The following is a 13,329-nucleotide window of genomic DNA, read 5'->3' as shown; positions in this document are numbered from 1 at the left end:
TTTACTTTTGCCAAAAAATTAGAAACCAATATAGGATGAAACGCGACACCCAAATTTTTGAACTTATTGATAAAGAATTAAGCAGACAAGAGCATGGCTTAGAGCTTATCGCATCAGAAAATTTTGTAAGCAAGCAGGTTATGGAAGCTGCTGGTTCAGTACTAACCAATAAATATGCAGAAGGACTGCCAGGAAAGCGTTATTATGGTGGCTGCCAGGTAGTGGATGTTGTAGAGCAAATTGCGATCGACAGGGCTAAAGAATTGTTTGGTGCTGCATGGGTAAACGTTCAGCCTCACTCCGGTGCACAAGCTAATGCTGCGGTAATGCTTGCCGTTTTGCAGCCGGGAGATAAAATTTTAGGATTCGATCTTTCTCATGGAGGTCACTTAACACACGGTTCTCCTGTAAATTTCTCTGGTAAACTTTATCAGCCATTTTTTTACGGTGTAGAAAAAGAAACCGGACTTATTGATTATAAAAAATTAGAAGAAGTAGCCCTTGCAGAAAAACCAAAATTAATTATTTGTGGTGCGTCTGCTTACTCACGGGAGTGGGATTATGCCTTTATCCGTGCGGTAGCTGATAAAATTGGTGCTTTAGTTTTAGCAGATATTTCTCATCCGGCTGGTTTAATTGCAAAAGGTTTATTAGCCAATCCACTTCCTCACTGTCATATTGTGACTACCACTACTCATAAAACTTTGCGTGGTCCACGTGGTGGTATGATTATGATGGGCAAAGATTTCGAAAACCCTTGGGGATTAAAAACTCCAAAAGGCGAAACCCGCATGATGAGCAACTTACTTGATATGGCGGTTTTTCCAGGTACTCAGGGCGGACCGTTAGAGCATATTATTGCAGCTAAAGCCATCGCTTTTGGTGAAGCATTAACAGAAGAATACGGAACGTACATTAAGCAAGTTGCAGCCAATGCACAGGCTATGGCTAAAGCTTTTGTTGCCAAAGGGTATGGTATCATTTCAGGTGGTACAGATAACCACTTAATGTTGATCGATCTTCGAAATAAAAACATTACCGGTAAAGTTGCCGAAAATGCTTTGGAGAAAGCTGAAATTACGGTTAACAAAAATATGGTTCCTTTTGATGATAAATCACCATTTGTAACTTCAGGTATCCGTGTAGGTACTGCTGCAATTACAACCCGTGGGTTAAAAGAAACAGAAATGGCACAAATTGTAGAGCTTATCGATCAGGTTTTAACTAATCCGGAAGATGAAGCGAACTTAAACGCGGTGAAAGCTGAAGTAATTAAACTGGTAGGCGCTTTCCCATTATACAAATAGATTGCTAATACCTTTTTGGGAAATTATATTAAAAGAGCCTTGCATTAATTTGTGAGGCTCTTTTGCTTTAAGAAAAGCAATGCCAGTATTTCAAATATCAGCATGTTCCGGCTTTACGCTGTATCCCGATGAAAAATCGGGGATGCCGCTACAATCCGGTTTAGATAATTCGGTAACCACTACGATTATCGGTTACAAAAAGTAAAGGGTCGACAATCCTTTTCAGTATATATCGACCCTTACCATCTAAATTAACGCTCTCGGGTATATAAACGTAATTTGCCAGAAATAGTTTTTGAGAAAGTAAAAAAAGTTAATAATTCTCGTAACAGCCTAAGGATGAGGGAAAAATTCTTGCCTTGTTTTTTAAATCTTTATTCAAATAAAGGCTGAAATAAGCATCAGAAGCCAGATTAACTCCTTTTTTTAAGGCGGGACTGGCGCTTGACAACTGAAAATCATTAGCCGCCGTTGAAATAAAAAGCGGATCAGCATTTAAGATATTAGCATTTGTGTTATAACTGGTATTTCCTGTTTTGATCAGATTATTGGAGATATTGGTTTGTATTATCGTTTTCGATTTTTGCTGGACATCAAGTTCGTTTACTAAACTTCCCCAAATCAGGTTGTTGATCAGGTCTATTTTCATTTTATTATAAGCAGATGCGGATAAATAATCAGAAAAGGTTAAAGCAGCTGTTTTACGTGGGAAGCCCGGATTGTAACCCACCAATGTATTTTGTTTTAAATTGTAATTGCCACCGCCAATGCCATAAATAAGGTAATTCCCACAATTATACATCAGGTTATTAAAAGCAATTAATTCCGAATGATAGCCAATATATGCCGCAACCTGCATGTTTTTAATAATGCTATTGCTTAAAATTAATTTTGGGGTTGCATTAACAGCTAACGAATCGGAGGTAATGCCAACGGAGGCATTTTTGATAACTGCATTTTTAATAAGTGCATTGCCTCCATTTTTTAGATATAAGCCTTTCCATTGGCCGGGTTCATCACTATAGTTATCTTCTAGTCTGTCGCTGCAAAATAAAATAGGATTGTTTAACGTTCCTGCAGCATTTAGGCTTCCTTCTATGTGCATTCCTGCATCTTTATGGAAAAAGACTTTAGTGCCCGGAGCTATCGTTAAAGTAGAGCCGCTTTTAACCGTTAACGTATTGTTTACAACGTAAGGTAGTGCGCCTGCCCAGGTTGCATTGGTGTTAATAACCGCATTGTTAACAAAAACTGCGTTTTGCCCATAAGCCAAAAGTTGTATAACTTGCCGGTTGCCGTTGGAGTTTAAAATAATAGAATCTTGCACTAAAAAAGGCAGATTAGCCGTACTGGGGTTTATGGTTACCTTAACAAAGAGGTTTATTGAGTCTTTCCCATTTATAATCAGATTTGCTTTTTGATTGGTGTTTTCTCCATTAATGTTGATGTTGAATGAAGAAGATGCTCCACCGGCCAGTTTAATTTCCGAGACATTTAAGGCATCAGGGTTTAGGTTAAGGATTTTAATTCTTGATGTTGTGCTCCCGGTAGAAGTAAAAACTGTATCAAAAAAGACGCTGTCTTTTGAGAAACTTAATCTGGCGTTTGGATCTGAGGTAATGCGTTCATCTTTCCGGCAAGCCAGCAAAAACGATGAAATAATCAATAAACCACAAATTAATAAACGCATAAATCAAACTTAGATAAAATTGTGGAAGAGAACAATGGTGTTTTGGTTAGATACTTAATTAATCTGCAAAAGCCAATGCTGCAATGCTAATCTTAGCAGCACCATTATTTAACAGGATGCTGGCACAGGCTTCCAAAGTGGCACCGGTGGTAATTACGTCATCAACGATTAAAATATGTTTATTTAAAACACTTTGCTGATTTTTAACTGTAAAAACTTCCAGCATATTTTCGTAACGGTTGTACCGGCTTTTCCGGGTTTGGCTTTCGGTGGCAATGCTGCGCAAAAGTATGCTGTCATCAAAAGGAACATTCATTTTTTGAGCAATGCCTGCTGCTATAAAAGTACTTTGATTGTAACCTCTTAAACGAAATTTTTTGAGGTGCAGCGGCACCGGGACAATTAAATCTATGTCCTGATATAATGAACTGGTTTTTAATCTTTCGCCAAGCAGATTTCCTAAAATAAGACCAACCTCCGTTTTGTTATTGTATTTCAGGTTATGGATCAGCTTTTGCACTTTAGTTCCTTTTTTAAAATAAAGCATAGCCATTGCAGCATTTAACGGTACTCTTCCCCAAAGCTGCCTGGCTACACGATTTTCTTCATGAGTATGATAATCGGTAAAAGGCAAATCGTAAAGGCATTTAATGCAAATTTGATTTTCGCTGTGAACAAGCGAACTGCCGCAGGCGTTACACAAACGAGGGAATAAAAGTCCGACTAAATCATCGAACCATAATTTTGCAGTAATCATTATTTTGAGCGTTTAAGCTAATTTAAACAATTAATTCTGCTTTAGGCTTAAATTTGCTTTTCAATGAAATGTCGACCGCCCATGAGAAGAGGCCATAAATAATCCAAAATACGGGCAGGGTGAAAATAAACAAGAATACATACCCATGCTTATCCAAAGAAATATCACCAAGGATCCAATCGATTAAGGAAAAGGAAGAAAAATAAACTGTGTAAAATAAAACCGGGACAAGAAATATTCCAATGGCTAAAGCCCAGTTATAACTTGTTTTTAGAGATTTCCTGTGGTTTTTAACTTTTTTATAATGGATAAATATAGTGCCTAATGTAAAAAGAATAGCAATGCCAAAGGGGCTAATGGCAATTAAAATTTTAGCAAGGAAGGGTAAATTCGGGCCAAGTGAAATTTTTAAATCTTCTTCAGGAACCTGATTTAAAACCCAGGAGTATTTTTGGTCGTTAACTTCTGGATTTCCAATCGATGAGGATTTCATTCCTAATTCTTTGGGTATGTTAAGTTCAATATGAATAGGCCCAAAAGATTTCCAATATTTTGAAGGAAATAAGGCATATTCGAGATCGAAATTTCTAACAAAGCCAAAATTATTATTACCCAAAGAAGCATTGTACTCTACAGTAATAACATTTTTACCTGCAATAACATTGGCATTAAAGTATACCAAATTACTTATGCTAACCGTTTTCGATTCGTCCTTTTTGTAAAATATATTTACCTCATCGTTACGATACGGCTTTATAAATGAATACTGACCCAGTGAGTCTTTGGCATATTTTTTTTTCAGGTCTTCGATTTGTATAACCTTGCCATTTAATTTTATAACGGGTTTATTTTCTAAATCAATTGCAATAAATAAAAGGGGTAATAATTGGTTTTGAGCTGCATTCAACTCATAAGAAATCAGGTAGTGTGCCAAATAAAAATGCTCACTTAATGCTGAAGTGTCTTTGATAACATTAATCTTAATAAATTCTTTATTTACACTAACTTCTTTCCCGAAAAGAAGCAGCGAATGTTCTGAGCCTTCATTATAGGGTTTTGCCATATTTGCACGACAGCAAATAAAACTCAGAGCGAAAATAACACCTAATAAAAATTTCATGCAATTAAACCGTTAGAACGTTGATCATTAACCGGTACAAACTATTGTGCTGTTCCTATGTAAAAAAAACTGTCTTTTTAGTTAATTCCTTTTATCAGGATAAGGTAACCCTGGTACTATTATTTTCAAGCCAGAAACCTAAAACTGAACAATTCCATTCCTCTAAATTAATGGAAATAATAAGTAATAATATGGTGAAGTTAGTTTTTTGCTTCTTCTTTTACTGCTAGCTGGCCACAAGCTGCATCAATATCTTTACCTCTGCTTCGGCGGATGTTTGTGGTAATGCCCTGGCCTTTTAAATAATTGGCAAAAGCATCAATTTTATCGCCTTCGGCATTGGTAAAATCAGCAAAAGAAATTGGATTATATTCAATCAGGTTAACCTTGCAAGGGATATGCTTACAGAATTTAGCCAAATCCATTGCATCAGAAATTTCATCATTAAAATGATTGAAAACAATGTATTCGTAAGTAACCGGATTTTTAGTTTTTGCGAAATAGTATTTTAGTGCATCGGCCAAAGCTTTTAACGAATTTGCCTCGTTAATTGGCATAATTTCATTTCGTTTTTTATCGTCAGCCGCATGAAGCGAAAGCGCAAGATTAAATTTTGCACCATCATCACCAAGTTTTTTAATCATTTTGGCAATGCCTGCTGTAGAAACCGTAATGCGTTTATAACTCATGTTCAATCCATCAGGTGCGGTAATGCGCTCAATAGATTTTAATACATTGGCATAGTTTAACAATGGCTCGCCCATACCCATGTACACAATATTGGTTAATGGATTATTGTAATTCTGTTTGGCCTGTTTATCAATTAAAACAACCTGATCATAAATTTCATCTGCATTTAAATTGCGCTTACGATCCATGTAGCCAGTTGCACAAAATTTGCAGGTTAAACTACAGCCCACCTGCGAACTTACGCAAGCGGTCATACGATCTTCCAATGGAATTAAAACGCCCTCAACAATGTTTCCATCGGCTAAACGAAAGGTATTTTTAATGGTATGATCGTTACTGAATTGAGAATTATTGACTTGAACAGCATTGATTGCAAAACTTTCGTCTAATACTTTACGCAAATCTTTAGAGAGATTGCTCATATCTTCGAAACTCGTTGCCGATTTTTCCCAAAGCCATTGATATACCTGTTTAGCCCTATACGCAGGCTGCTGCATAGCTATAAAATGCTGTTGCAGTTGCGGCAAATCTAATGCACGGATATCGGTTTTTTTTACTGTTACCATTTGCCGCAAAGATACTTAAAAAAGGTGTAAGCAGAAAGATTGAAAGCTAATGTGTTGTAATGCAAGGTGTAAGATTGCAATTATTAAACAACTCTTAGCAAGGTGTCAGTTTAAACTCATCATTTTTATGCAATTATCTCTTATTTCTGGAGTTTTGTTTGCTGGCAGGTTTACCCTTTACAGGCCTTGAATTTCGATGGTTAGCATTTCCTTTTGCAGCAGGCTTGCCTGAATTGCCGGTAGATTTTTTAGCCGGCCCTTTATGAGATGAAGGTTTAGAAGGGCGAAAGGCTTTTTTAGGTTGTTCTTGTTTTAACTCCGGAATTTCTTCCCATGAATTTCCTTTCTTTTTTGCCGGCTTTTTAACTTTGGTAACACTTTCTGACGAAGACGATTTTTCAATCATTTTCATCATGCTGTCCATCTCTTCAGGATTAAATTCCCGCCACTCGCCCAGGGCTATGCCTTTAAGGTTAATGTTCATAATCCTGGTACGCTCTAACTTGGTTACCTCATAGCCAAAATGCTCACACATGCGACGGATTTGCCTGTTTAATCCTTGAATGAGTATGATATTGAAAACAAAGGTGCTGATTTGTTTAACCTTACATTTTCGGGTATTTACACCCAGAATAGGAACGCCATTAGCCATTCCGTTAATAAAATCTTCGGTTATAGGTTTGTTAACTGAAACAATGTATTCCTTTTCGTGTTTGTTTCCGGCTCTTAAAATCTTGTTAACAATATCACCATTATTGGTTAAGAAAATGAGTCCTGAGGAATCTTTATCTAAACGGCCAATTGGAAAAATACGCTCGCTGTGGTTTACATAATCAACAATATTATCGCGTACGTTAGATTCAGTTGTGCTGGTAATCCCAACGGGTTTATTAAAAGCCAACAGAACAAAATTTTCTTCCTCTTTGGGCTCAATGTTATGGCCATTAACCATTACCCGATCGCCGGCAAAAACCTGATCACCTATTTTGGCTTTTTTTCCATTAATAAAAACGCTTCCCCGTTCGATAAACTTATCTGCTTCGCGACGGGAGCATAATCCACTTTCGCTGATGAATTTATTTAAACGGGTTGCAGAAGAGTTGTTCATGCTGCAATTTTACGGAAATAAATTGTTTTTAGCCCTTAATCTGTTTACCGCCTCAACAAAATCGGTAATCTGAGTATGAAGTGATTCTAAAGTATGTTTGTCAGTAATGTTAAACTGATCGTTTATTTTAGTTTTAGCAAACGAAATTAATAATGGAAATACTTCTGCTTCGATCACAGTTAAAATATCAATTAACGATTGAAAAGCCTTTTCGCCCTGAGACGATGCGATAACAGAAAGTACAGGTTTTTTAGAGATAGAAGCGCTGCTCACGGTCCAGTCTAACACGTTTTTCAATGAACCAGGCAAGCCCATTGCATATTCAGGTGTGCAAATTAAAATACCATCAGCCCTTTCGATTTTATTTCTGAAACGGATTACACTTTCAGGTAAAGGATCAATATCTAAATCGGGATTGAAATGTGGAATATCTGCAATAGAAGGCAGCACTTCGAGATTAAAATCAGTTGGAAGCAATCTGCCAATTGCTTTGATATAAAGTTGATTGGTTGATGATGCTTTGGTGCTGCCACAAATTGCAAAAATGTTTTTCATGCATTAAATGTACCAAAGCAATTATAAACAACGAAGACGCAAAAGATATGCATAAGAGATTTTACACCATTATGTTCTTTGCGCCTTCGTATCTATTAATTAAAAGGATTGATCATCCGCACTTGGGCCATAACTTCCGGGAAGCGGAATGTTTAATAAGCGTAAATAAACACCTAATTGTGCTCTGTGGTGTATGATTTGGCTAAAAGTTTGGCGGATCATTTCATATTTTGTGTAATCTGCCAGTACATGATCTCCATTTTTTAAAATCCATGATTTACTTAACAAGGCCTCATTAGCTTTTTCTAAATGTGACTTACCATCTGCATAACTTTTTTCAAAAAGTGCTACTAAATCGTCAGCATTTGATACTTCAGGTTCAACATAAGGTGTTGTGGCAAAATTTAATTCATCGGTGGTTAAAGCTAATGAAATCCAGGCTGGAAGTTCGGCAATATGAGCCGACAGAGATTTCATTTTCATACTTTTTTCATGCGGAGCCCAACCAAATTTATCTGCTGGTACCAACGCTAAAAATTTTTTGGTTGTTTTAGCTTCTCCTTCTAATTCCGTCAATAATAATTTAATGATTTCCATGTTTTCGTTTTGTTTTTCTATTCGTTAACTAATGTTGAACAAAGAAAACAGTGCAGAGTGACAGCCCTATGGCAGCGTAAAAAAATAATGTGAAAATTTTGTCCTGACCGGACGGGTTCTTTTCTTTTGACATCAAAAGAAACAAAAATACGGGCTTAAAATTTTTCTAAAGTAAGTATTTTGGATTTGCCTGTGCTTACCGAAAAAATTGTCATGGGTCTAATAATCAACAGGTAGCATCCTCATGTAATCACTTAAAGGCATGTGCTCAACTTTTTTAAAAGGTATGCCTAAATTTTTAAGAGCAATAATACGAATAAGATTAAAATCACGATAATTATTGCGAATGTGACACCAGGCGATGAGATGCCAGCTAAAGGCATAAAAAACTAATCCAATCGGTTCAACCTGACGCTTGCTTACTTCTTCCTTTACATTTTTATATTCCAGTTCAATCAGGTTTTTTTCTGAAATGGCGTGCTGTATTAAGGAAATATATTCAAAGTTGAAACGCAACCGTTCGGGTATCTGGAGTTTAATGTGCTGATTTAAGCTATCGAGTTTTTCTTTCTGGCTTGATTTCAAAACAGCTTTTACCTTCGTTAATGCAGTAGCATAATGTTCTATAATGGAACGGTCTGCAAAACCCGAAACCAAACTTTCTACCAGCAACAAAGCATTAGCCTCATCCATATTAAAGGAAACCGGGGGTAAAAAATAGCCCTGAACCAGAAAATAACCTTTGTGTTGCTCAAAACTAACCGGAATGCCTTGCTCTTGCAACGCTTTAATATCCCGGTAAACGGTGCGAACACTCATATTAAAACGTTCTGAAATTTTATCCGCAGTGACGTATTTCTTTGATTGCAACAGCGTTAAAATTCCAAAAAGGCGGTCAATACGATTCATAATGTTTGTCAGGCTTGGTGGATAAAATTAAACATTTAATCAATGTTTTTGAGCCTGGCACGAATAGATTTTTTAAACAAAAAATAGGTTTATAGGTACTTATTAACTTATAAATGTTATGTGGTACGTTATTTGCGAACTATAGGCACATCCCTTTTCTTCAAAAAAATCGTTATAAATACTGTAAAGGGTAAACAATCAGAATTTAAATGGCGGCTGTAATTCAAAAACGTTTTTTCAGGGCAGTAAAAAGTAAAGTAATTTTCGGGTTTTTATTTGCCTGTTTAGCGCTGTTGCTGGCCTGGGGGATCAGTAAATTTGCATTTACCCGTATGCTGAGTACAGTTGAAGAAATTTCGGCGCCGAATGACAGGTTAAGAATTGTTAACGATTTATCGCATAAAATAGCCCGTTTGGATCAACTTCAACGTGATGAGGCCTTTAATAAACAGGGGGATTATAGTTTTTTAAGAGAATCCAGAAAATTAAGATCCAGTTTGGATACGCTTCGAAAACTGTATGTTGGCGACTCTGCCCAGCTGGCCAGGATTAAATCGATTAAAAACCTGCTAACCGACCGGGATAAACAGTTTGTAAATTATTTAAAAGTTAGAGAAACGCTGGTTAACACCAAATCTTTTTCTGAAGAAGTTCAGAAATTGAATGAGCTTGTTGCCAAAAGGTCAATACAAACGGATAGTGCCGTACTTACTACAGAAACAACAACTTCAACCACAACTGTTGCACCGGATGAAGAAGCTAAATCAAGAGGGTTTTTAAGTAAACTTTTTGGCAAAAAGAAGTCTGATGTATATAAAATTATTAACGAGGAGTTTAAGGTAAAACGGGATACGTTAAATGCAAAGGCTGAAGACAGCATTATGAAAAGCATGACAGGTTCTTTGAAAAACATTGAACTTGAACAACGCCTGAAGAGCCAGAAATTTTTAAAGAAAGAAGCCGACTTATCTAATGCCAGTAATGCCTTAACCGCACAAATGCTGCAAATTTTGCGTGAGGTAGAGGGCGAGGCCGTTGCCCAGGTAGATTTAAACGGCATTCAGGCAAAAGAAGTGGTAAATGATGGCATTACCCAAATTACCGCCATTTTAATTGCTTTCTTTTTGCTTACGGTAATTCTGCTGTACCTTATTTTATCAGATATTACAAAAAGCAACAAATACAGGAAAGAACTCGAAGCTGCAAAAGATGAAGCAGAATATCATGGAAAGGCAAAACAAAGGTTCCTTTCTAATATGAGTCACGAAATAAGAACCCCTTTACAATCTATTTTAGGTTATGCAGAGTTAATTACCCAACAGGATTCGCCCAGCAAAAAAGATGTAAATGCCATTTATCAGTCATCCATTCATTTATTGCAGATTGTAAATGAGGTTTTAGATTACAACCGGATTATCTCCGGCGAATTTAGCTTTAACAATCAGGTTTTTGATCTCAAGAAAGTTTTGGATGAAGTGATTTCAGTTATGCGTCCACTGGCTGAGCAAAAATCTCTTAATTTAATAGTAGATTTAGATTTATCAGGGATTGAATTCGTTAAAGGAGATGCCTTTCGCTTAAAGCAAATCCTGTTTAATTTATTGGGCAATGCGGTTAAGTTTACTCTAAAAGGTGAAATTACGCTAACTGTATCCTGCAAGCGACAGGAAGATGATTTGCACTTTAACTTTACCATAAAAGATACGGGAATTGGTTTTGTAGAAACGGATATTAATAAAATATTCAGAGAATTTGAACAGATAGAAACGCCCGAAAAACACTTAATTAACCAAGCCGGAACGGGTTTAGGTTTAACAATTGTGAAGTCGCTGATAGAAAATCAGGGTGGAAGAATTTATGTTAAAAGTAAACCCGGCACAGGCACCACATTTAATATTTACCTGAAATACGAGTATACCAATGAACGGGTAAACGATGCTTTGGATTTGGAACATTTTGCCATCGTTACACCTGGAAAAGTTTGGGTGATTGATGATGATAGATTAATCCTTGATTTGTGCGGATTGATTTTTGAAAAAAACAAGATTCCTTTCAAAGGCTTTAATCAGGTGGCCAATATTTTGCAGGAAGAGCCGGATGAAAATCTTAAATATGTTTTAATCGATATGCGTATGCCTGAAATGTCAGGTATTGAACTTTGCCATATTTTAAGGAAGAAATTGCCTGCTCATGTCAAGTTTTTCGCCATTACGGCTCAGGTTTTACCCGAAGAAAGGAAAATTGTACTCAGCGAAGGCTTTGATGGGCTGATTATGAAACCATTCCGTGCGGTAGATTTATTGTCCATTTTTGAAAGAACAGAAATTCCGGCTGAACAACCGGAGTTTGACTTTTCTTCTATTGAAAAGATGACCTTCGGCGATCAGCAATTACTGGATAAGATATTAACCAGATTTAAACAAGATTGTAAAGAGGATGCTGCGGAATTAAAAGATTGTTTAATTCAAAACGATCAGGATAAAAGCAGGTTATTGGTTCACCGTCTTGCAGGCCGAACCGCACAAATGGGCGCCAAAACATTAGCTTCTGCTTTTAGGGTACTCGAAATAGAAATTGACGGCAATGGACTAACCGAAAAAAACAGGAAGGGTATTTTATTGGAACTTAAAAAGTTGGACAGTCTGATTGATTTTATGGAAGAGATGGATCATTCGATGTCGGTTTAATAGAAATTGATCTATTCAATTCCGTAGCGTTCCATTTTGCTATACAAAGTTTTCCTGTCGATATTTAAAAGTTTAGCCGCTTTAGATTTATTGTGTTTTACCTTAATTAAAGTTTCGGTAATCAAAGCTTTTTCATTGGATTCATTAACCGCCTTTAAATCAGAAGAGCTGTTTTTAGGAAGCTGTTGATTAATAGAAATCATCATTTCATCTGGTAAGGCCTCAACTTGTGCAACCTCTCCAGTGCTTAATAACACCATTCTTTTAATTACATTACTTAATTCACGCAAATTTCCAGGCCAATCGTACTGCAATAATAAAGCTTTAGCATCACTAGAAATACGCTCTACATTTCTATCTAAAGCCCGGTTGGATAACTGGATAAAGTGATTGATAAATAATTCTAAATCGCTACCACGATCCCTTAAAGCAGGCAATTGTATTTTAAACTCGTTTAAACGGTGATATAAATCTTCCCGAAATTCGCCCTGCTGCATACTGTTTGCCAAATCGTCGTTTGTTGCGGTAATAATCCGCACATTAACCGGAATTTGTTTTGTACTGCCCAAAGGCTGAATAACCCGCTCCTGCAAAGCACGTAATAATTTAATCTGAACTTCGTAACTCAGATTACCCACTTCATCTAAAAATAAAGTTCCACCATCTGCAGCCTCAAATTGTCCTTTCTTATCATTTAAAGCACCGGTAAAGGCACCTTTAATGTGACCAAAAAGTTCGCTTGCAGCCAAATCTTTTGATAAAGCACCACAATCTATCGCTATAAAAGGTTTATTGGCCCGTTTACTCTGTTTATGTAAAGTTCTGGCGGCATATTCTTTACCTGTTCCACTTTCACCCTGTATAATGACCGACATATCCGTTGGCGCCACCAGGTTAATGTGTTCATATAATTTATCGGCAATGGCACTTTTACCTTTTATAAAATCGGTTCCGGTATCCTTTTGTTCTTTGATTTTGCCTTCCTTTTTTAATAAGGAATTTTTAATCACCATTAAAAGTTCATCGGGGTTTACTGGTTTAGTGATGTAATCAAAAGCACCAAGCTGAATTGATTTTACAGCAGTTCTAACATCGTTAAAACTGGTCATGATGATAATTGGAATGGAAAGGCCAAGATCACGGATGTGCGTTAAAACTTCAAATCCCGTCCCGTCAGGCAATCGGTAATCAATTAAGAGTAAATCGAATTCCTGATGTTCAATTAATTTAAATGATTGGCGAATATGGGTTACAAGCGTAACCTCGTGCTTATTTTTAATTAAAAAGCCTTCTAATAATTGAGCAAAAGTTGTATCGTCTTCTAAAATCAGGATTCTCGCCAT

11 protein-coding genes are annotated in these 13,329 nt (G+C 36.6%); 2 read left to right on the top strand and 9 right to left on the bottom strand.

Annotation, left to right across the window (positions count from 1 at the left end; genetic code table 11):
• Window positions 1-35: 35 nt before the first annotated feature.
• A complete protein-coding gene (glyA, locus tag O0955_RS02690) occupies window positions 36-1,307 on the top strand; it encodes a serine hydroxymethyltransferase (protein WP_269425982.1) in 1,272 nt (423 codons plus the stop codon).
• A 313-nt stretch (window positions 1,308-1,620) separates the two neighbouring features.
• Here the strand turns inward: glyA and O0955_RS02685 are convergent, their stop codons facing one another.
• The 8 genes from O0955_RS02685 to O0955_RS02650 form a co-directional block, all read right to left on the bottom strand.
• A complete protein-coding gene (locus O0955_RS02685) occupies window positions 1,621-2,997 on the bottom strand; it encodes a hypothetical protein (protein WP_269425981.1) in 1,377 nt (458 codons plus the stop codon).
• Between the two features lie 58 nt (window positions 2,998-3,055).
• The gene (locus O0955_RS02680; RefSeq protein ID WP_269425980.1) at window positions 3,056-3,754 is read right to left on the bottom strand and encodes a ComF family protein; all 699 of its coding nucleotides are present in this window, start codon (window positions 3,752-3,754) and stop codon (window positions 3,056-3,058) included.
• A gap of 22 nt (window positions 3,755-3,776) precedes the next feature.
• Window positions 3,777-4,874 carry a hypothetical protein gene (locus O0955_RS02675; RefSeq protein WP_269425979.1) on the bottom strand — a complete coding sequence of 366 codons (1,098 nt, stop codon included), beginning with the start codon at window positions 4,872-4,874 and terminating at the stop codon, window positions 3,777-3,779.
• Window positions 4,875-5,074: 200 nt separating this feature from the next.
• Entirely contained in the window at window positions 5,075-6,130 is a 1,056-nt protein-coding gene (gene rlmN / locus O0955_RS02670) for a dual-specificity RNA methyltransferase RlmN (RefSeq protein ID WP_269425978.1), read from the bottom strand.
• A gap of 133 nt (window positions 6,131-6,263) precedes the next feature.
• A complete protein-coding gene (gene rluF / locus O0955_RS02665) occupies window positions 6,264-7,238 on the bottom strand; it encodes a 23S rRNA pseudouridine(2604) synthase RluF (RefSeq protein WP_269425977.1) in 975 nt (324 codons plus the stop codon).
• A 9-nt stretch (window positions 7,239-7,247) separates the two neighbouring features.
• Window positions 7,248-7,793 carry an NADPH-dependent FMN reductase gene (locus O0955_RS02660; protein WP_269425976.1) on the bottom strand — a complete coding sequence of 182 codons (546 nt, stop codon included), beginning with the start codon at window positions 7,791-7,793 and terminating at the stop codon, window positions 7,248-7,250.
• A 99-nt stretch (window positions 7,794-7,892) separates the two neighbouring features.
• The gene (locus O0955_RS02655; protein ID WP_269425975.1) at window positions 7,893-8,390 is read right to left on the bottom strand and encodes a DinB family protein; all 498 of its coding nucleotides are present in this window, start codon (window positions 8,388-8,390) and stop codon (window positions 7,893-7,895) included.
• A gap of 219 nt (window positions 8,391-8,609) precedes the next feature.
• Window positions 8,610-9,299 (bottom strand): helix-turn-helix transcriptional regulator, encoded by a 690-nt coding sequence (locus O0955_RS02650; RefSeq protein WP_269425974.1) that lies wholly within the window; start codon window positions 9,297-9,299, stop codon window positions 8,610-8,612.
• 209 nt (window positions 9,300-9,508) lie between these two features.
• Here O0955_RS02650 and O0955_RS02645 point away from each other — a divergent pair, with 209 nt between their 5' ends.
• The gene (locus O0955_RS02645; RefSeq protein ID WP_269425973.1) at window positions 9,509-11,986 is read left to right on the top strand and encodes a hybrid sensor histidine kinase/response regulator; all 2,478 of its coding nucleotides are present in this window, start codon (window positions 9,509-9,511) and stop codon (window positions 11,984-11,986) included.
• Between the two features lie 11 nt (window positions 11,987-11,997).
• Here O0955_RS02645 and O0955_RS02640 read toward each other — a convergent pair whose 3' ends face one another.
• Complete coding sequence (locus tag O0955_RS02640) at window positions 11,998-13,329, bottom strand: sigma-54-dependent transcriptional regulator (RefSeq protein WP_269425972.1); 1,332 nt, start codon at window positions 13,327-13,329, stop codon at window positions 11,998-12,000.

Origin of the sequence: Pedobacter punctiformis (assembly GCF_027213715.1) — a bacterium.
Taxonomy (GTDB): domain Bacteria; phylum Bacteroidota; class Bacteroidia; order Sphingobacteriales; family Sphingobacteriaceae; genus Pedobacter; species Pedobacter punctiformis.
This window is presented reverse-complemented; position numbering and strand designations above follow the sequence as displayed.